Here is a 20,020-nt window from a genome sequence, read left to right on the forward strand (position 1 = left end):
GGTCGATGTGGCTCGTTTCGAACTCTCCTAAGCGATTTTCGCAACCACCGTTGCCACTCTTTACTACCGGTGTACTGTCCGCGTGTGGCGAGCGTGGCGGCTCTCTCGCGTGTTCTGTTGCGGTGGCGGTAGCGGCGCGCGTTCTGCGCGCCGCGTTATTGTCCTGCCCCCTTAGGGGCACATAGCGCTGAGGGGGTCTGGCAACCTACCTTCTGGCCAACCAACGGCAGAACGGCTCTCGTGACGGTGGTGATGCCTGAAAACGGCGCTTTCGCGATCGGTATCCATACGATAACAGCGCGATTTGAGCGGAATTCTTCGACTGGCTCGCCGTCAACAGCTAGATGAAAGTGAATCTAGTGACAGAATTTGTGATACTGTATGGAAATAGGATAAGTCAGTGTACAGAAGCACGAAAACACGGAAATTTCGACACAGCGGTCGCTATCGAAAGGAGAACGCCGAACGTGATCTCCGCTACGAGATCGCGGGATCCGCGTCGACGTGGATTCGTATCTCGTCGAGTCCTAACCGATCGGCATCGACGAGTGGCGGAAGGTGTTCCACGGTGATCTGACTCAACTCGTCGAGTCCAGCAAAGCGCCGCTGCTCGCGACGGCTCTCGTTGCTTTCGTCGGGCTCTCCAGTTTCATCTTCATCCGCTTCGTGGGCGTCGTGCCACTCTTCGAGTTCCTCGCGACGCTCGTCGGCTCGCTCACGTCGATCCGCCGGAGTATCTCCGGAATTGACGTCCTCGAGGACGTCCGCCGCGTGCTCGCCCATCGTCGGAGCCGACCAGGTCAACAGCGTTTGCTGTCCGGAGAGTCGTTCGCACAGGCCCAGATCTTCCAGTCGTCGTGCTTGTCGCTGAACGGTGGAATACCGAGCACCGGTTCGTTCGACGAGTTCGTCGTACGTCGCGCCAGCCGTTTCGACGAGGATCTGAAGGATGTCGTAGGTCAGGCCGGGACGGTCGCGATAGGTCCGCGTGGCTTCGGCGTACAGGTCCGGGATTTTCGATTTGTACCACTGCTGGAGCTGTTCGCGACGGTTCTGCGGATGCTCCCACTCGTAGGGTTCCGCGTCAGGTCCGAGCGACACCTCGTCGGCGAGGATCGCGTCAGTCGGGACGCCCGCCCAGATGAAGTGGGAGAGGACGACCGATTTCAACACGTGGTGAATCACCGGGATTTCGTCGAAATGGGGCTTTCGCTCGCCCTGTTTCGTGATGAGCGCTGCCTCCAGTTTGGGCTGGTCCATCGGATGCTCGAGGCGCTCCGGGTGATCCGGTAGGTAGCACTTCAGCAGTATCTCCGCCTTCGGCGGGAGAACGTCCGCCGCGTCTTTCACTCCGAGCAGGTCGAACCGGCTCGTCGAGAACTTGTACTCGCTCCAGCCGTGTTTCCCGCGTTCGCCGTCGAGCGCGGATAGTTCGCCGTTCTCCAACGCGATCAGGTCCTCGCTGCGCCGGAGCGTTTCGACGACGTCCTCGATGTACCGCTCGTCAAAGCGGTGGTGATCCTCGACTTTCCAGCCGCGTTGGCTCTCCTCGACGATCAGTTCTCGATCGAACCGATACTCGTCGAGTGCTGCATCGAGGACGTCCGCCGAGCGATCGACGAGCTGGCCGTGGTCCGCGACCCACGTCGAGTTGACGTGAATCATCGTTCCGGTGCCGTACTGGAGTCGTAGCGGCTCGCCGTCCGGCTGGACGAGTCCCTTCAGATAGGGCATGATCGTCAACGAACACGCCCGCAACGGTGTTCGACCGTGTTCGATTTCGCCAGTCGGCCCGATCGGGCGGAGCGTCAGGTGATACTTGAAGAAGGGCTTGTAGTCGTCGCCCGTTCCTTCGCCCGCCCGCCACTTGGACGAGCGGAAGAGGACGGCGAGGTCGTCCTGGCCATCCTCCTGCTGAATCGTTCCGACGTGAACGGGTTCGTCCTCCGGCGAATCGACGACGTCGTACCACAGCTTTCGCAGGCGGTCGTATAACGACGTATCGACGGCGCTGTTCGCGACGTCGTCCAGGAGGAACTGTCCCCCGCCGCCGTGTTCGACGGGAGCGGGCCACGTCAACTCGGCGTAGTCAGCGTTGAGCGAGTGTCGTGGGTCGTCCGGACGAGTGTTGTCGACGCTCATTCGCGACCACCGTCCTCAGGACGAACGAGGAGGTCATCGACGACACGGGCGATTACCTCGCCGTGACAGCGTTTGTCGTCGGAGTTCGCACAGCCACACAGACAGCCCAACGTCTTCCCGCGACAGCGCTCGACGAGAGCGGTCCGAAGCGCTGGCCGCTGTTCCAATTCGCGTAGCAGCGCCTTCGTGAACATCCCGACGGCTTCGTCCCGTCCGTACTGTTCGGCCGGATACGGATTTCCGAGCCAACCTCGTTGGTCGACGTCCGCATTCAGGAGATGGACTTCGCTGCCGTCGCCGTCATCGGCACGACCGATGTAGATGTCACACTCGTCTTCGACCCAGTTCGCGACGTCCGTTTCCCGATCGTCGTCGGTGTCGTCAGCGCGGTCGCGTTCTGACTCCGGAAGATCCGCCGTTCGGACGGGAATCCAGTGCTCGCCAACGGTGTACTCGGCACGCACTCCGACCCATCGCGATGAATAGTCCGACGCGTCGGGTCCATCGGTGGTTTCGGGAATCAGAATGTCCGACGGGCTTCGGTAGCCGAACGACCGAACCGTCATGACGCCATCATCAAACGCGTCGCGAAGCTCTTCATCGGCGAGTCGAACGACGGGAACGTCGATTCTCCCGTAAGAATAGTCGATGGGCGTTCCATGGACGGGACAGATGACGGAGCCGTGTTCGTCGCGAGCGATCTCCCGGAGCGGCGGCCATCCACGCACTCCGAAGTCTTCGAGGGAGGTCACATCGACCCCCTCCCGTTGTCCGCGACTCTTTCGCGGAGCTGCTTCCCACCTCGCCGTGCGGCGTGGACCTGTGGGTCGGGGTGTTCGACATCCTTCCCACTTGCAGACCCGCGCATTATGCGGGCCCACGAATCGCACTTCGGGCACCGCTTCGCCCGGTTTTCTTCGGTACCGTAGGTTCGACGGAAGTCAGCGGTTACGTGGGCGTCACAGTAATCGCAAGTAGTCCGCTCGGAGGGAACTGCTGACGGTAGACGAACTACCATCCGGTCGTCACCTCCGAATATCGGGACCCGTAGCTAACGGGTTTACCTGTAGTTAGTGGTTCTAAAAAGCTTAGTAAGGCTTTTTTACAGCATGGGGTCGGAGGGATTTGAACCCCCGATCGACTGATATCTCCGGTGCGCCTCGGAACTCCAGAGGGTCGTCAACGCGAGCGATGATCAGTCACCCGCTCGGTATATCAGCTGGAGTTTCGTCCCGGGCGCGTAGCCTCTGGAGTCAGTCGCCATCCCTGGCTTGGCCACGACCCCGCGAATTTTGATTGGTCGAAAAGGCCTAAAGGGGTTTCGATTCTATTCCTCCCGCGTCCCCCAATCGCAGTCCTGGCATTTATATCCCGTCACGAACGCCGTGACACTCGGCATGTACCCGACCTTGAGCACGTCGCCGCCGCAGTCGGGGCACTGCCGCTCGGCGTCCTCGATGCGGTCGGCTTCCATCACGGAATCGTCCTCTACCAGTTCGGCCAGTCGCTTCGGCGTCACCATCCGTCCCTGCACGACGCGATTATCCGGCATGTGAAAACCACTGCGGCGGAGCGGGAAAAACGTTACAGCTACGGGTCGATACTACCACCGAAAAGGGAACGGTCGAGCGAGGTTACAGCCACGGACGGCGTTGGCCGCCGTCCTCCTCGCCGGGGTAGCCGTAGGCCGAGGACGATCCGTCCGCATCTCCCTCGGGACTCCCTTCAGCGAGGTTCTCTTCGCTGAAGTCCTCTCCGGCGAGTTCGCCGTCGTCGAATTCGTCGGCGTTCTCGCCGCCGTCCGTCACGGCCGCCTGCGACTCGTCAACGGCCGGTTGCGGTTCGGCGGCGACCGGTTCCGGCTTTCCGGCGGCCTCCTCGGCCGCTTCGACGGCAGACTCGACGTGTTCGCCGGGGTCGAGCGCCAACAGGCTGGTGACCACGAGGACGAACAGCGGGGCCCGACCCGGTGCGAAGCCGAGTATCGACAGGGGCAGGACGCCCAGCGCGACCGCGCTGCCGAAGCGGAAGCGATCGATGTCCACGACGCCGCGCAGCCACGGCGAGGTGAGTGCGATGGCGAGCGCGAACGCGACACCCGTCCCGGCCGCCGCGACGGCGGGGACGATTTGGGTCGCTTCGATGGCCTTGACTTGGAAGCCGGCGGGTTGCAGGCTGGCGAGCAGTCCGAAGCCGACGATGACTCCGGGGCTCGGCAAATATTCGCCGATGCGTGCACTCGCGGTCTTCGCGGCGATGGCGGCGATGACCAGCGCGGCGAAGCGCTCGAAGGTTTCCATCTTCAACGCGCTCGCGATGGTCGGCGCGAATGCGGCCTCGATGCCAGCGACAGCGATGAGGACGACACCGACCGCGAGGACGGTCATCGCCTGTTCACGCGGGGTGCCATCCATCTCGGCGAGGATGACCGCGACGGTCGCGCTGCCGCCGAAGACGAGCAGGCCGACCTGAATGATGCCGACCGGGGAACTCAACGCGCCGGCGAGCACCATCGCCGGGAAGATGCCGTCCACGAGGGGGAGCCCCATGACCGTCGCGAGCAACTTCGTCGCGCCGCCTACTTGTCGCTCTAAGCGATAGGCGACCGGGTGTTGTGAGCTACTCATCGACTAGTGACTATGACCCTGACCCGTGGGCGAAGGGTGATGGTATCTGCGGTGCGACCGGTCGTGCGAATTCGGTCGAAGATTCCCCGCAAATCCTTTCGCTACCAGTGTTGTGCACAGTTTAGCAAAAATTGCAATCGGAGCAAAAGAGTCGCTGCTCGTCCGACCTGCAATGCGCTGTGCCATGAGACTGGTAGAGTCCATATTTACAATTATTGTCGATTATTGCTTAAGTGTTGCGTGACAAATGACCCCACGCAACGCGAAATGGACGCAAAAATGCCCGTCTCGCTTGCGCTTTTTTGTCAAACAACCCCGATCACCAACTGTTCTTCAGTGGCAATATATGACACGTTCGGCCGCCGCCCCCCGAATACTCACATGCATGTATAACATTCAACGTTTAGGACGACAGGAACGCACAATCTCGCAACGTTTTTCAGTAACCGCTCCGTTCGCATTACATGGCGAACGATTCTACCAACGACGGGCCGTATTCCGAGAAACTCCGCGTACCGGAGGCGCTCACCTTCGACGACGTGCTCCTGCGCCCGAAGGAGAGCCGCGTCGAACCGGACGACGCCGACGTGAAATCCCGTGTCTCGAAGAACGTCGAACTCAACGTTCCAGTCCTGTCCGCGGCGATGGACACCGTCACGGAGAGCGATATGGCGATCGAGATGGCACGACAGGGCGGACTGGGCGTCCTCCATCGAAACATGGACGTCGATCATATGGTCGCCGAGATCGAGCGCGTCAAGCACGCCGACGAACTCATCATCCGTGACGTCGTGACGGCGAGTCCGAAACAGACGGTTCGCGAAGTGGACCGAATGATGGCACACGAGGGCGTCAGCGGCGCACCCGTGATCGATGACGACGACGAAGTGCTCGGCATCATCTCCGGCACCGACATCCGCCCGTACCTCGAAGTCGGCGAGAAGGACGAAGTGCAGGAAGCGATGACCGACGAGGTCATCACTGCCATGGAGGATGTGACCGCGCGCGAGGCACTCGAACTCATGTACGAACACAAGATCGAGCGCGTTCCCATCGTGGACGACGAGGACCACCTTACCGGACTCGTCACCATGCAGGGCGTCCTCCAGCGCCGGGAGTACGGTGAGGCGATCCGCGACGACGATGGCCATCTCCGCGTCGGTGCCGCCGTCGGGCCGTTCGAAACCGACCGCGCCGTCGCCGCCGACGAGGCGGGTGCAGACGTGCTCTTCATTGATTGTGCGCACGCGCACAACCTGAACGTCATCGACGGGGCACGGGAGATCAAGGAATCGGTCGATGCCGACGTCGTCGTCGGAAACATCGGCACGCGCGAAGCCGCGGAGGACATCGTGGACTTCGCCGACGGCCTGAAGGTCGGTATCGGACCGGGAAGCATCTGTACCACCCGCGTCGTCAGCGGGTCGGGTATGCCACAGATAACCGCCATCTCGCAGGTGGCCGACGTCGCGACTCAACACGACGTTCCCGTCATCGCCGACGGTGGGATTCGGTACTCCGGCGACGCCATCAAGTCCATCGCGGCGGGTGCCGACGCCGTCATGCTTGGGTCGTACTTCGCGGGGACCGACGAGGCACCGGGCCGTGTCATCACCATCGAGGGCAAGAAGTACAAGCAGTACCGCGGCATGGGCAGCGTCGGCGCGATGAAGAGCGGCGACGGCAGCCGCTATCTCAAGGACGAACCGCAGGACGAGGACGAGTACGTCCCCGAAGGTGTCGAGGCGGCCAAACCGTACAAGGGGACCCTCGAAAGTGAACTCCACCAACTCGTCGGCGGCATGCAGTCCGGCATGGGCTACGTCGGCGCGGAGACGATTCCGTCGTTCAAGGAGCGCTCGGAGTTCGTCCGCATCTCGCCCGCCGGCCAGCAGGAGAGCCACGCACACGACGTGATGATCACCGACGAAGCGCCGAACTACAGCCCCGGCGAGTAATCGAGACATTCACACGCCGTCACCATCTTTATCCCATCCGTTCGAAATTTGTAGTCTTGCAGACGTTTCTTCGATTACAGTACGAGAAATCCGACGAATTCCCGTCCGAATTCGGGCACGACATTCGAACGCCCGAATCGTTCGTCGAGGAGTTCATCACGGAGTTTTCCGACGAGGGGGACACCGTTCTCGACCCCTTCGCCGGGTTCGGAACGACGATGAAAGTCGCCGAGGAGTTGGGTCGGGTTCCTTACGGAATCGAATACGAGGAAGACAGGGTGACGTTTATCCGCGATCGCATTGAACACGAGGACAACGTCGTCAACGGCACCGTCTTCGACCTCCCCGATTACGGGTTGCCGACGTTCGATCTGTGTCTCACCTCGCCGCCATACATGGCCGAAGAGGGAGAAACCAATCCGTTTCAGAACTACACTGGAGAGAGCAGTTACGAGGAGTACCTGGCGGATTTTCGGCGCGCATTCGCAACCGTCAAGCAGTACCTGGTTGACGACGCCCCTGTTCTCGTGGATATCTCGAACCTGAAAAACGACGGGAACGTGACGACCCTGGTGTGGGACGCTGGCGGAATTCTCTCGGAACAGTTCCACTTCGAGGGAGAAATCGTGGTGGGGTGGGAAACGGACGACAGTGAGGAACGGGACGGTAACTACGACTACGGTTACGATCACAACTACTGTCTCGTGTTTCGAAACGACGACTGATCGTCATCCGACGTGCTCGGGCAGTGCCAATCGAATTCCGAGGCCGACGAAGACGCTCCCCGCGAGCCATTGGAGGCCGCGGTTCACGCGGTCGTTCTCACGGACGACCCGTCCCACGCGTTGTGCGGCGACTGCCACAGTCGAGAGGTATACGAGCGTCAACACGGCGTAGGTCAGGCCGAGCAACGCCATCCGAACATCGGTGTTCGACCCGGTTCCGGCGAACTGTGGAAGGAACGCGAGGAAGAACAGCGCGACTTTGGGGTTGAGGACGTTCACGGCGACGCCCTGCCGAAAGCTGTTTTCGGTGCGTTCGATATCCGTTTCGCTCTCCAACGTCAGTCCGTCGTCCGACCGGAGCGTCTGAATCCCGAGATAGACGAGGTAGACGGCACCGACGAGTTTGACGGCGGAGTAGGCGACCGCGGAGGTTCGGAGGAGGACGGAGAGACCCAACACTGCCGCAGTCGTGTGAACCAAAACTCCGGTGCTGACGCCCGACGCCGCCCGAACGCCTGCCCGCCGTCCGTATTCGATACCGCGGGTGAGAACGCAGATCGTGTCCGGGCCCGGCATGGCGATGAGCGCGAGCGAAGCGCCGAGAAAGACCAGCAGGGGTGAAAGAGCCATCGTTCAGCTAACGCGGACGAGCGGTCGCCAGTAATACCTTTGCACGAAAGGGACGACGGAACCGCGTTACCGTGACAAAGGGGCGATGGGACCGCGTTACCGTGACAACAGTGAACACGAACTGTGAGCGAGACGACTTATAATAGATTTGTATGTAAAGCCAAGGAGGTATCTCAATAAAGAAGACATGATATGATAAGAATCATTTCAGATTCGATCAAACCATGCCACGAAATAGCCCTTCATCAGATCTGACGGATTTCGAGGTCGATCGACGCACATATCTCAAATCGGGTATCTTTGCACTCGGTTCGGTAGGGGGATTGGCCGCCAGTTCGCGGGATGTCTCCGCGGGTTCGAGCGGCAACTCTCGTTCGAGCTATTCGATTATGGAAGGAACGGCGGAAGAGACGACGGTGTACGAAATCGACAGCGGGAACCCCGGCCCGACGGTGATGCTCACCGGCGGAATACACGGTAGCGAGGCGAACGGGTACAAATCGGCCGAGGTGATCATGAATTGGGACATCGACGCCGGACGGATGGTCGTGATTCCCAGATGCAACCAGTGGGGAATCGAACGGGACTCGCGGACGTACGACAACCACGACAAGCGCAACATCGACCTCAATCGACAGTTCCCGCCGGGAAAGACGCCGACGACGCCACTCGCCCGAGCGATTTGGAACGTGGCAGTGTCGGAGGACATCGACTTCCTCATCGACATGCACAGTTCCCACGGCATCTACAAGAACGGCGACGGTGTCGGACAGGGAATCTTCTCCACGGCGGCGGGGAACGCGACTGCCTACCGCAAGCGCCTCGTCTCGTACATGAACGAGAACGTCATCACCGATTCGACGTTCGCGTACAGCGGAGCGACGAGTCCTGACGGTTCACGGCCGATGCTCAAACACAAGGTCGGTGCGGATCTGAACACGCCCGCGATGATCATCGAATCGACGTACGAGTACGATCGATCGATCGCCACACAGGTCCAGAACACCACCGCCGTGGTCCGTGAATTCTTCCGGGAGTACGGCCTCATCACGCAGTCGCACAACGCGGCCGCGGACAACGCGCTCCTGTACCACGACGACGCCGCCGCCGTCGATGCGTCAGTGGACGACAACGGGAAACGGTCCGGACTCTCGTTCACGGTCACGAACGACGCCGACTCGTCCATGTGGATTCAGGACGTGCAAATCGAACCGGCGAACGACGACATCGACGGACTCAGCGACCACTCCTACGACGAGGGCAAATGGGTCAGCGAACTGTTCATCGACGCGGACGTGCAGAACGGCGTCACCGACCTCAACGGTGGGACGTCGCTACCGACGACCATCGACCTCGATACCGATGGTTTCAGCGACAGCGCCTCGACCGAGGCGGTCCTCTCGTCCGGTTCCTCCGCGACCGTCCATCTCTATCAGTTCGAATCGGACGGCTCCCCGGTCGATATGACGGGCGAATCGGTCGACTTCACCGTGAGCTACGGACTCGACAGCGGAGCGATGGGGTCGTCCTCGTTCACGGGGAGTAGCGCCTCGTCCGGTTCGAGCGCCCCTTCGCAGGATTCGAGCATTCCGTCGCACGGTTCGAACACGTCCTCACGGGATTCGAGTGCTTCTTCGCAGAATGGCTATCTCGCCTACAACAAGGACGCCGGAGCGGTCGATACCCCTGCTGACGACAACGAGGAACGGTCGGGAATCACGTTTAGCCTCACGAACAAATCCGGGTCGAACACGACGATTCGGAGCATCGGTATCGAACCGGAGAACGACGACATCGACGAACTGCGCGACCACTCCTACAGCGAGGGCAAGTGGGTCAGCGAACTCGCCATCGACGCCGACGTGCGGAACGGCGTCACCGACATCAACGGTGGCACGTCACTACCGACGACCATCGACCTCGGTTCGGACGGGTTCAGCGACAGTGCCTCGACCGAGGCGGTCCTCTCGTCCGGATCCACCGCAACCGCCCACTGCTACCAGTTCGAATCGAACGGCACCCCCGTCGATATGGCGGGTGAAGCGGTCGAATTCACGGTGGACTACGAACTCGGCGACGGGACGAGCAAAACCCTCTCGTTCACGGCCGAAAACGACTCGTCCGGTTCGCTGGCCCCGTCACACCCCCTCGGCTACGACGGAACCGTCGCCGCAGTCGATACCCCCGAAGACAGCAACGGCGAGCGCTCGGGACTCTCGTTCGAGGTCACGAACGACGCGTCGTCGAACCTGATAATCGAACGCCTGCGCATCACGCCGTCCGACGGCGACATCGACGAACTGCGCGACCACTCCTACAGCGAGGGCAAGTGGGTCAGCGAACTCGCCATCGACGCCGACGTGCAGAACGGCGTCACCGACATCAACGGCGGAATGTCACTTCCCGGTTCCATCGACCTCGATACCGATGGCTTCAGTAACAGTGCATCGGTCGAGGCGGTTCTCTCGTCCGACTCGTCCGCGACCATCAACCTCTATCAGTTCCGCGCGAGCGGGTCACCCGTGGACATGGCTGGCAAAACGGTCGAAGTGGGTATCGAATACTCGGTTAACGGCAGCGGCAAATCGCGAACCATCACCCTCAGTCCCTGAGATTCACCGGAGCGGGACGACCGTACCTTTTTAGAGACGTTTACGAATCGATCGAAGCTATGGACGAGACGTTCGAGGCGTTCTGGAAGCCGCTTTCCGATTTTCCGGACGACAATTGGCCGTTGTATCCCGAGGGCTTGTTTCAATTGCTGATCCGAGAACTGTGAACGGGTGTTCTCCTCGAAATAGCCGAAAAGCCACGACTCACGAATCAATTCATCGAAGAAGTACGGGCCGGGCGCGATTTGAACTACGCCCAGACGTTCCGGGTCACTCACGTTCGTTCGTTTCCCGGGCGTGCGACTGGTCTACTTCAAATCGGTATCTCTGAACGCACGGTCGGGCGTGCTCGCTTCGCTGTGCGCGACCTCCCTGCGATTAAAATCACGGCGACCGCTCTGCTCGTCACGTTTATTCTTCGCAAAAGCGGGCCGGGCGCGATTTGAACACGCGACCGTCTGATTAAGAGTCAGACGCTCTGCCTAACTGAGCTACCGGCCCAATGCATTTTGAAAAAGTCGGGTGGGACGTAAATACGTTTCCTTTCGAATCGCAGTGTCCCGGTTTGGGGTGAAAAACGATGTGAAAAATCGGCCCGAAAACGAGGTCAGCAACTGTCGAAGACACCGAGCTTTTGCGCCCGGAATTACAGAGGGAGAAGCCCCTGTCGTCGACGGCAAAAGAGATGTCGTCGATGGCGGTGATGTTCCACCATCTCGGGTCGCGTACACGTTCGTCAACCCTTCGACGGACATCACAGATTCACTTCCGTCAGTCGCCGACGGGGAAGCGAAACGGTCGGTTCCCGTATCGAGCGTGTTCAGTATTATCACAGTGATTAGTAACATTCATTTTTACTATCTCGATGATGGATCGATCCACCTTACGGATGAGTAAAGCTAGGCGTGGACTGGTTTCAACGGCGCTCCGGGAGGATTAAGTACCGGCCGGGGCAACGGCCCAGTAGTAATGAGCGCCGGGATAACTATCTCCTCGATGTCTTCGTACGCCATTTTGGGCTGTGGGAGCGTCGGCTACGCCGTCGCCGAGGAACTTGTTGCACAGGGGAAAGAAGTTCTCATCATTGACCGGGACAGCGATCGCGTCGAGGCGCTCCGCGACCAGGATTTGAACGCGCAGGGCGGGGACATCCGCGACGAATCGGCCGCGAAAGACGTCGCCGACCGCGACGTCGTCCTCATCCTCTCGTCCGATGTCGCGGCCAACAAGGAAGCCGTCTCGAACCTTCAGGATCGAGGTGGCGAACGGTTCACCGTGGTCCGTGCGAGCGACCCGGTGTCGGCCGACGAACTCACCGAGATGGGCGCGGACGTGGTGATCAACCCGTCGACGGTTATCGCCAACTCCGCGCTTCGCTCGCTCGAAGCGGGCGAGTTGGAGTACAAGGCACGGCAGTTGTCCGCCGTCATCGAGGACACGTCGAGCAAACTCGCGGTTCTCACGCACGACAATCCCGATCCGGATTCCATCGCCAGCGCGGCCGCACTCCAGACGATTGCCGAAAGCCTCGGCGTCGAAGCGGACATCCTCTATCACGGTGAGATCGGACACCAGGAGAACCGAGCGTTCGTCAACCTGCTCGGTATCGAACTGATCCAGCGTGACGAAGTGAACGTGAACTCCTACGACACGTTCGCCCTCGTCGACCACATGCGGGCGACACAACCCGAACTCGACCACCCGGTCGATATCCTCATCGACCACTACGAACCCGAATCGGAGTACGAAGCGGGGTTCTCGGACGTGCGGCCGAACGTCAGTTCGACTTCGACGATCATGACGAAGTACGTTCAGGAGTTCGATATCAACCTGAGCGAGGAGGTTGCGACGGCGCTCCTGTACGGTATCCGGGCCGAGACGCTCGACTTCAAGCGCGACACGACGCCCGCCGACCTCACCGCGGCGGCGTACCTCTACCCGTTTGCCAACCACGACACGCTCGAACAGGTCGAATCGCCGTCGATGTCGCCCGAGACGCTGGACGTGCTCGCCGAAGCCATCACGAACCGGGAAGTGCAGGGTAGCCATCTCGTCAGCAACGCGGGTTTCATCCGCGACCGCGACGCGCTCACGCAGGCCGCCCAACACCTGCTCAACCTCGAAGGCATCACCACGTCCGCCGTCTTCGGCATCGCCGACGACACCATCTACCTCGCCGCCCGGTCGAAGGACATCCGGATGAACATCGGCAACGTGCTACAGGACGCCTTCGACACCATCGGCGAAGCGGCGGGCCACTCGACGCAGGCCAGCGCGGAGATTCCGCTCGGCATCTTCACCGGCATCGAGACCAACGAGGACAACCGCGACACCTTGCTCTCGCTCACCGAAGAAGCAGTCAAGAAGAAACTGTTCGACGCGATGGGCGTCGATGGAGAATCGAACGGGAACTGAATTAGACGACCGCTTCTTCGCTTTCTCCCTCTTCCGGTTGCTTCAACCGTTCCACGACATCGTTGATGAGGATGACGTCACCGACCGCGCGTACCCACCGGTACGGCACGATGATGCCGCGTCCGGGGGTGATGCGGTCGCCAAACAGTTCGTCGTTGATACCACCGAGTGCGAGACCTGTTACTGCCGTTTCGTTCAAATCGAGACGAACGTCGTCCACCTCTCCGACGAAGACTCCGTTGTTGGAGTAAACCTCCCGGCCGACGAGCGTCGTGATTTCCGCTGGGCTTCCATCCATACCGTCCATATGAACATGAGATTGTATGCGCGGGTCTTAACTCTTGGCAGACCACGACGGAATGAACCTATCGGGGCGATGAGAGTCGTCTGACGCGTTTCGCATACGAAACATATCGCTTGTATTTGATAACCGATGTCTCGAACGTCTCACTGACACCTCGATCCTCGCAGCGAGCGTCTCACTCCGCGATGTCGTCCAACACGTCGCCGAACGCGTCCAATCCCGTCCGGACCGTCTCGTTGTCCAGCCCCAAACTCAATCGGAAGCTGTCGTCGTCGTCGAAGAACCGCCCGGGAACGACGAGGATTCCCTCCTCCCACGCGGCTTCCGATACCTCGTCCCCGTCGGCCGACTCGTGGGAGAAAAAGCCGTAGGTACACCCGGACGGGACGGCCCCGGAGATGTCGTCGCGCTCCTCGACGAACTCCGCGAGCAGTTCCCGATTCTCCTCGATTCGGTCGCGCGACCCCTCGGCGAGTTCCGTCTCGGCGTACAGCGCGCGGCGGGTGAGCGCCATCCCTGGGGCCGATATCGCCGGGACATGGAACATGACCGACTGGGCGCGCGAGACGAAGTCGGCGTCCGCGACGAGCCATCCGACGCGAATCGGGCCGAACCCGAGGTACTTCGTCATCGAGTTCGTGATGACCGTGTTCGGGAGCATGGCGGCGGTCGGGCCGCCGAAGACGCTGGCCTCGTCGGCACAGAACGGCGCGTACACCTCGTCCACGAGCAAGGTGGCGTCGTTGTCCGCGGCGGCGCGACTCGCTTCCGCCATCGTCTCTCGACTCGCCCGACTCCCGCTCGGGTTGTGGCGGTTCGTGACGACGATACAGCGCGTTCCGTCGCTCATCGCCGCTTCGACTCGCCCGGGGTCGAGTCCGTAGTCGTCCTCGGCCGGTCTGCGGAAGCGGTCCACCGTCGCACCGAGTCCCTCCGGCGTCGCCACCAGCGGTTCGTAGCCCGGTTTCTCGACCAACGCGCGCGGTGGACGGTCGTCGCCACCGTCCGTTTCGCCCGCTCCGTCCCCCTTCCCGCCGAGTGCGGCGGCCATGGCGACGAAGTTTGCGTGCGTGGCACCGGCCGTGACGAGGACGTTCTCCGTCCCGACGTCGTAGGCGTCGGCGATGATGGTTTCGAGGTCGAGGTCGTCCGGCGGCGACGGCAAGTCGGCGAGTTTCGGCGGCACGATGCCGTCCGGTTCCGGCACCGCGCGCCGCAGGTCGCTCGACCCGAGGTCGTGCGTGGCGGCTTCGGGGCGACCGGTGATCCAGTCGAGATAGTCGATATCCGGGAACATGCCGGGGGCTACGGAGAGGTGAGTCTTAACCTTCGGGAAGGATGCAAACCGCACGAAGGTGCACGATTAGTCGTCCCGCACCGCTATCGGCATCGAATCCGCGCTCGCCGCCAACGCGTCGAAGCGTTCGCGGGCGTCGACAGCCATCGGATAGACGCCGTGGTACGGATCAGGGTCACCGTCAACCCCGGTCACCGTTCGGATGGCGTCCGCGATGGATTCGTAGTTGTCGCCGACGACGTCGCGGATCAGAACCGGTACTCCCGCCCGCTCACAGAGTTCGCGGGCCGCTTCCCTCCCCACGTACACTCGACCCTCTTCGCTATCGGCGAACACCAACGCGAACGGTATCGCATCGAACTGCGCTTCGAGAAACGACTGGGCCGCCTCCGCATCCCACGGAATGGCACCGACGCCGCGCACCCGTCGTAGCGCGGACGCGGCCGCCGAACAGAACGGACAGTCCCCGTCGAAAACGAGTACCGCGTGATACTCGGTCATGCCGTTTCGGCTACGGGAGTTTCGCGGATAAGGATTGTTGCGCCGGAAAGGAACCGAAGAACGGCCGATCGTGCCACAGAACGGTAACGTGCCCATCACCCCTAAGTGGAAATAAGGAGACGAACTAGGCGTATGTCAGAGACCGATCGAAGCGACGTTCTCGTCACGGCCGAGTGGGTCGACGACCATCTCGACGAGTTCGGGAGCGACGACCCCGAGTACCGGCTCGTGGAGGCGGACATCGAGTACGACGAGTCCTACGCCGAGACGCATATCCCCGGTGCCATCGGGTTCCGTTGGGGGCCGCACCTCCAGGATTCGTTCCAGCGGGACATCCTGAAGAAGGACGACTTCGCCGAGATGATGGGTGAACACGGCATCACCGACGATAGCACCGTCGTCCTCTACGGCGACGAGTCGAACCAGTGGGCGGCTTACACCTACTGGCAGTTCAAGTACTACGGCCACGACGACGTGTATCTCCTCGATGGCGGACGTGAGTACTGGCTCGAAAACGACTATCCGACGGACGACGAGGTGCCGTCGTATCCCGAGGCGGAGTACGACGCGGGCGGTCCGTTCGATCATCTCCGGATCTACCGCGAAGGCGTTGAGGACGCGATAGAGCTCGACCTCCCACTCGTGGACGTCCGGTCGGAGGCCGAATACCGCGGCGAGAAAATCGCACCGGAGGGGAGTCCGGAAACCGCACAGCGCGCGGGTCACATTCCCGGCGCGACGAACATCACGTGGAGCGAGAACCTGAACGACGACGGGACGTTCAAGGAACGCGAAGAACTCGAAGCGCTGTACGAGGACCACGACATCACGGGCGACAGCGGCGTCGTCACCTACTGTCGTATCGGCGAGCGCTCGTCGATAACGTGGTTTACGCTCCACGAACTGCTCGGCTTCGAGGACGTGCGTAACTACGACGGGTCGTGGACCGAGTGGGGCAACCTCATTCGGTCACCCATCGAAGCCGAAACTGACGAGCCAGCAAGCCGAGCGAGCAAAGGATAACTCCCCCGGTTTCGGGCGGAGGAGTCGTGCGTGTCTCTTATTCCTGTTCGTCTTCCGTTTCGGTTCTCGATTTCCGACTCTCTATCGCACGGAGGAGGTCCGGCGTTCGCTCGTGTCGCGGCGTCTCTGCGAAGCGTTTGATTTGTCTGAAATCTTCGTCGGTTAATCCCGATTCCATACTAATTGTGGCGATTTTATACGGTATATATCTATGCAAAATAGTGCGTTTTCTGAACTATAAGGAAACCATCAATCTATATTTGAGCAGAGATATATATCCCATCTACCGACGCTCAGTCCGGATGGTGGGGTTTTTTATACAATGTCGTTGCCAACAGATAGTAGCCGAATCATGTCTCCGGGAAGCCAACTGACACCCCCAGAACCGACGATACCGGCGAAATCCCCCCCGCGACAGTTTGCTGTTCGGGAGGACGAGCAGGTGAGCGAGGCAGTCATCCGCGCCGTCTCCGAGCAGGAGAACGTCGACCTTCAGAACGTCGCGCCGCTCTACGAACGGATCGACCCCGACGCGTTGGACGACTTCTTCGAACCCAACTACGACGGCCGGATTCCAACCGTCACCAGCGTCGAGTTCGATTACGGCGGATACACGGTCGTCGTCCGCGGCTCCGGTATCGTCGAACTCCACTGAATTTTACCGGTCCGCTTCGACCGCGGTGACTGTCACCGCACGGACGCCGAATCCGTTCCCGAGAGCGACCGCGATAGCCTCCCGGTCGCGCGCTTCGGCGACGGTCAGTTCGGCGACGACGTCGACCGCGATATCCGTCGCCCGGGGACGGAATCCCGCGTGTGCGACGTCGTGGACGGTTCGAACCGACTCTATTTTCGTGAGCACGCGTCGTGCCGCCGTCGTGAGCGTGCCATCGGTTCCACGCGGAACTAACACCGTGAGTTCAGCAGTGACCGTCACTGGATGGAGTGCCTGTGACATACTGCTCCCGCGCGAATCGAACGCGCGGCATCCGATCGCTGGACCGGTGGGGCCAGCGACGCGGACGGGGTAGACCACTACCCGACGGGAGCGACGGAACGGGATCGAGGGACGAACGGGGATGATACGGGACGAGATTCGCTCGACGAGGTCGAGAGATATCTCTGGGCGTTCGCCAGCGAGGCCTCTCACGGTGGGTGTCACGGGGACACCACACCGACGGTCGGACGGTTGCGGAGCCGTACCCGTTCCGGTCACGGCTGTCCGCGGATCGAGGTCGTCAGCCGAATCGGTTCGGCGGATTCGGCCGACGACACTCGACACCCGAAGTTACACACTGGTAGGACGAACGCCGGTGCCGGACGGTAGGGTCGAAAAGAGCCAACTGATGGCCCGGACCCGCACGGAGTCGGGGCTCCTCGATCGTGGAGAATCGAAGAAAGCACCCGCCGTCGGTGGCAGTGGCGTCCGCCTTACGCGACGAGCGTGGGTGCAGTCCGAATGCGGTGAACATCCGTCAGACCATACCACCCGTCGCGTCCGCATGGTAGATTCGCCTTGGATGCTCCATACAGAGCCATCCATGCGGAAATCCCAAACGCGGACACTCCGGCCTCGACGAGGACGGCGTGCAGTGGACGCGATTGGGTGGTGGTGGTCATGATGGTCACTCGGATTCGGTCAGTTGGGTGTATCTTCACGTATTTTGGCGAACATAATAATCGTTATGCAACCGTGAGATTGTCTAGCAATGAGTCCGATCCGTTCGAACGGCTACCACTCGACGAGGGTTTTGTCCCGCCAGAGCCGCCCGCTCGGGCCGCCGGATTTGAAGCGCGCCAACCAGACCGGCGTCTCGGCACCCGTCTCGACGCTCCGCGGGGCACTCGACCCACCCATTTCGGTTCGCACCCACCCCGGGCAGACGGCGTTGACGAGGAGGTCGGGATACTGCACCGCCAGCGCGTCGGTGAACGCGTTCACACCGGCTTTCGACACGCCGTACGGGAGATGGCCGGTATCGATGCCGCCGTCGAACTGCCCCGACCCGCTGGAGAGGGTCACGACGCGCCCGCCCTCGCGCTCAGTCAGCAACGACAGCGCGTGTTTCGTGACGAGCATCGGCCCGTGGAGGTTCGTCCGAAGCGTCGTTTCGATCGTTCCGTCCGACAGCGACTCCAACTTCCCGGTCGGCCCGTACGTCGCGGCGTTGTTCACCACGATATCGAGCCGTCCTTCCTCGTCGGTGATCGTCTCCACCGCTCCCCGAATCGTGTTCCCGTCGGTTACGTCGAGTTCGACTGCTCGCTGGTCCGTCGCCGTGACTTCGCCGGGATTCCGCGCTCCGGCGTACACCCCCGCACCGAGCGCAGTCAACTCCGCCGCGATCTCCGCACCGATCCCCCGATTCGCCCCCGTGACGAGTGCACACTGTTCATCCAGCGAGTCGTACACGTCAACGTTCATGGAACGGCTACGGCGTCGAGGTGCTTCCAGGTTGTGTCGATCACGAGCGTCTCGACTGGTCGAGTCGTGTTTGGAAAAGCGCCGAGAGGGAGATTTGAACTACCTGAAGACGCTTCCTCGCCTTCGGCGAGACTGCCTCTTCCGTCATTCAAATCCCTCAACCGTCATTTCCTCACACGTGCCCGAGAGCCACAGCTCTCGGGCGGTAACGTTCGGAGAATGACGCCGAGAGGGAGATTTGAACTCCCGTGTCCGTGAGGACAGCAGATTTCGAATCTGCCGCCTTGGCCGGGCTAGGCTATCTCGGCTCACTTCCCAGTACTGCGTTTTGCACTTTATGGGTTTCGATTTAGGTCACGGGAACCTATCGGACCACCACATTAAAATCGATGGCCGTTGCGTGATATTTCATGGACGTTACAGACGCGAATACCAAGGCAGAATCCGTCCTCGATGCGATCGGAACTGCCGTCATTGCCGACCGCGAATTCCTCGAAACAGTCCTCCTCGGCGTCATGGCAGGAGGCCACGTCCTCCTCGAAGACGTGCCCGGAACCGGAAAGACGCTCACCGCGCGAAGCTTCGCCTCCGCGCTGGGTCTCTCCTTCAGTCGCGTGCAGTTCACCCCCGACCTGCTCCCGGCCGACGTGACGGGGACGCACGTGTTCAACGAACAGGACCGCCAGTTCGAGTTCAACGAGGGGCCAATCTTCGCCAACGTCGTCCTCGCCGACGAGATCAACCGCGCGCCGCCGAAGACGCAATCCGCGCTCCTCGAAGCGATGGAGGAGGGACAGGTCACCGTGGACGGCGACACCCGCGAACTCCCGAAGCCGTTCTTCGTCATCGCCACGCAGAACCCCGTCGAACAGGAGGGGACCTTCCCGCTCCCCGAAGCGCAGGTGGACCGCTTCGCCGTCAAAACCAGCCTCGGCTACCCCGAACTCGACGGCGAGATCGAACTCCTCCGCCGCCGTGCGGGCCGCGACAGCCAGAGTCCGACGATGGAGAGCGTCCTCGACAACGAACTCGTCACCGCCCTCCAATCCGTCCCCGAAACGGTGCGCGTCGAGGAGGACCTGCTCGAATATATGGCCGCCATCGCCCGCGAGACGCGGGAGGACCGCCGCGTCGAGGTCGGCGTCTCCCCCCGCGGGACCCAGCGCCTCTTCGAAGCGACCCGCGCCCGCGCCGCCATGAAGGGCCGCGACTTCGTCACCCCCGACGACGTCAAACGCGTCGCCTATCCCCTCCTCTCCCACCGCGTCGTCCTGACCCCGGACGCGAAGGTGAACAACGTGCGAAAGGACGAAATCATCGAATCCGTGCTGGACAGCGTTCCCGTGCCGACGGTGGAATAG

18 protein-coding genes and 3 tRNA genes are annotated in these 20,020 nt (G+C 61.4%); 7 read left to right on the plus strand and 14 right to left on the minus strand.

Translation table 11 applies throughout. The features are described 5' to 3' along the window. Positions 1-477 precede the first annotated feature (477 nt). From NKF26_RS12160 to NKF26_RS12180, 5 genes are all read right to left on the minus strand, one after another. The gene (locus tag NKF26_RS12160) at positions 478-2,142 is read right to left on the minus strand and encodes a winged helix-turn-helix domain-containing protein (protein WP_253234388.1); all 1,665 of its coding nucleotides are present in this window, start codon (positions 2,140-2,142) and stop codon (positions 478-480) included. Beyond that, positions 2,139-2,894 carry a DUF4326 domain-containing protein gene (locus NKF26_RS12165; protein WP_253234389.1) on the minus strand — a complete coding sequence of 252 codons (756 nt, stop codon included), beginning with the start codon at positions 2,892-2,894 and terminating at the stop codon, positions 2,139-2,141. The genes NKF26_RS12160 and NKF26_RS12165 overlap by 4 nt, the downstream gene beginning before the upstream one ends. Before the next feature lie 358 nt (positions 2,895-3,252). After that, positions 3,253-3,427 (minus strand) — tRNA-Trp (locus NKF26_RS12170). Positions 3,428-3,469: 42 nt separating this feature from the next. Further along, a complete protein-coding gene (locus NKF26_RS12175) occupies positions 3,470-3,694 on the minus strand; it encodes a DUF5795 family protein (protein ID WP_066142630.1) in 225 nt (74 codons plus the stop codon). Between the two features lie 82 nt (positions 3,695-3,776). Continuing rightward, entirely contained in the window at positions 3,777-4,769 is a 993-nt protein-coding gene (locus NKF26_RS12180) for a DUF5794 domain-containing protein (RefSeq protein WP_253227955.1), read from the minus strand. Positions 4,770-5,233: 464 nt separating this feature from the next. On the opposite strand from NKF26_RS12180, the gene guaB reads away from it, so the two are divergent. Both guaB and NKF26_RS12190 read left to right on the plus strand, forming a co-directional pair. Further along, on the plus strand, positions 5,234-6,727 hold the full coding sequence (guaB, locus tag NKF26_RS12185; protein ID WP_253227954.1) for an IMP dehydrogenase: 1,494 nt from the start codon (positions 5,234-5,236) through the stop codon (positions 6,725-6,727). Positions 6,728-6,783: 56 nt separating this feature from the next. After that, complete coding sequence (locus tag NKF26_RS12190; RefSeq protein ID WP_253227953.1) at positions 6,784-7,452, plus strand: DNA methyltransferase; 669 nt, start codon at positions 6,784-6,786, stop codon at positions 7,450-7,452. 3 nt (positions 7,453-7,455) lie between these two features. Here the strand turns inward: NKF26_RS12190 and NKF26_RS12195 are convergent, their stop codons facing one another. Continuing rightward, on the minus strand, positions 7,456-8,082 hold the full coding sequence (locus NKF26_RS12195; RefSeq protein ID WP_253227952.1) for a LysE family translocator: 627 nt from the start codon (positions 8,080-8,082) through the stop codon (positions 7,456-7,458). Between the two features lie 389 nt (positions 8,083-8,471). Here NKF26_RS12195 and NKF26_RS12200 point away from each other — a divergent pair, with 389 nt between their 5' ends. Further along, positions 8,472-10,694, plus strand: a complete 2,223-nt coding sequence (locus NKF26_RS12200; protein WP_253234390.1) for a succinylglutamate desuccinylase/aspartoacylase family protein — start codon at positions 8,472-8,474, stop codon at positions 10,692-10,694. Positions 10,695-11,121: 427 nt separating this feature from the next. Here the strand turns inward: NKF26_RS12200 and NKF26_RS12205 are convergent. Then, positions 11,122-11,195, minus strand: a tRNA-Lys gene (locus NKF26_RS12205). 468 nt (positions 11,196-11,663) lie between these two features. Here NKF26_RS12205 and NKF26_RS12210 point away from each other — a divergent pair. After that, complete coding sequence (locus tag NKF26_RS12210; protein ID WP_253229060.1) at positions 11,664-13,109, plus strand: DHH family phosphoesterase; 1,446 nt, start codon at positions 11,664-11,666, stop codon at positions 13,107-13,109. A gap of 1 nt (position 13,110) precedes the next feature. On the opposite strand, the gene NKF26_RS12215 is transcribed toward NKF26_RS12210, so the two are convergent. The 3 genes from NKF26_RS12215 to NKF26_RS12225 all read right to left on the minus strand — a co-directional run bounded on the left by NKF26_RS12215 (position 13,111) and on the right by NKF26_RS12225 (position 15,211). Next, complete coding sequence (locus tag NKF26_RS12215) at positions 13,111-13,407, minus strand: PRC-barrel domain-containing protein (protein WP_253229063.1); 297 nt, start codon at positions 13,405-13,407, stop codon at positions 13,111-13,113. Positions 13,408-13,588: 181 nt separating this feature from the next. Then, positions 13,589-14,710, minus strand: coding sequence for a pyridoxal phosphate-dependent aminotransferase (locus NKF26_RS12220; RefSeq protein ID WP_253229059.1), 1,122 nt, complete (start codon positions 14,708-14,710; stop codon positions 13,589-13,591). A 66-nt stretch (positions 14,711-14,776) separates the two neighbouring features. Beyond that, positions 14,777-15,211, minus strand: a complete 435-nt coding sequence (locus tag NKF26_RS12225) for a DUF393 domain-containing protein (RefSeq protein ID WP_253229058.1) — start codon at positions 15,209-15,211, stop codon at positions 14,777-14,779. Positions 15,212-15,343: 132 nt separating this feature from the next. Between NKF26_RS12225 and NKF26_RS12230 the strand changes: the two genes are divergently transcribed. Further along, positions 15,344-16,234 (plus strand): sulfurtransferase, encoded by an 891-nt coding sequence (locus tag NKF26_RS12230; RefSeq protein WP_253229057.1) that lies wholly within the window; start codon positions 15,344-15,346, stop codon positions 16,232-16,234. 37 nt (positions 16,235-16,271) lie between these two features. On the opposite strand, the gene NKF26_RS12235 is transcribed toward NKF26_RS12230, so the two are convergent. Next, the gene (locus NKF26_RS12235; RefSeq protein ID WP_190303734.1) at positions 16,272-16,412 is read right to left on the minus strand and encodes a hypothetical protein; all 141 of its coding nucleotides are present in this window, start codon (positions 16,410-16,412) and stop codon (positions 16,272-16,274) included. A gap of 174 nt (positions 16,413-16,586) precedes the next feature. Here NKF26_RS12235 and NKF26_RS12240 point away from each other — a divergent pair, with 174 nt between their 5' ends. Next, on the plus strand, positions 16,587-16,889 hold the full coding sequence (locus NKF26_RS12240; protein ID WP_253229056.1) for a HalOD1 output domain-containing protein: 303 nt from the start codon (positions 16,587-16,589) through the stop codon (positions 16,887-16,889). A gap of 3 nt (positions 16,890-16,892) precedes the next feature. Here the strand turns inward: NKF26_RS12240 and NKF26_RS12245 are convergent, their stop codons facing one another. The 3 genes from NKF26_RS12245 to NKF26_RS12255 all read right to left on the minus strand — a co-directional run bounded on the left by NKF26_RS12245 (position 16,893) and on the right by NKF26_RS12255 (position 18,967). Next, complete coding sequence (locus tag NKF26_RS12245; protein ID WP_082837773.1) at positions 16,893-17,192, minus strand: hypothetical protein; 300 nt, start codon at positions 17,190-17,192, stop codon at positions 16,893-16,895. 774 nt (positions 17,193-17,966) lie between these two features. Then, positions 17,967-18,659 (minus strand): SDR family NAD(P)-dependent oxidoreductase, encoded by a 693-nt coding sequence (locus NKF26_RS12250; protein ID WP_253229055.1) that lies wholly within the window; start codon positions 18,657-18,659, stop codon positions 17,967-17,969. A gap of 223 nt (positions 18,660-18,882) precedes the next feature. After that, positions 18,883-18,967: transfer RNA gene (locus NKF26_RS12255), tRNA-Ser, on the minus strand. Between the two features lie 102 nt (positions 18,968-19,069). On the opposite strand from NKF26_RS12255, the gene NKF26_RS12260 reads away from it, so the two are divergent. After that, a complete protein-coding gene (locus NKF26_RS12260; RefSeq protein WP_066147803.1) occupies positions 19,070-20,020 on the plus strand; it encodes a MoxR family ATPase in 951 nt (316 codons plus the stop codon).

The sequence above is a fragment of the Haladaptatus sp. AB618 genome, from assembly GCF_024136965.1.
In the GTDB taxonomy this organism is placed as follows: Archaea; Halobacteriota; Halobacteria; order Halobacteriales; family Haladaptataceae; genus Haladaptatus.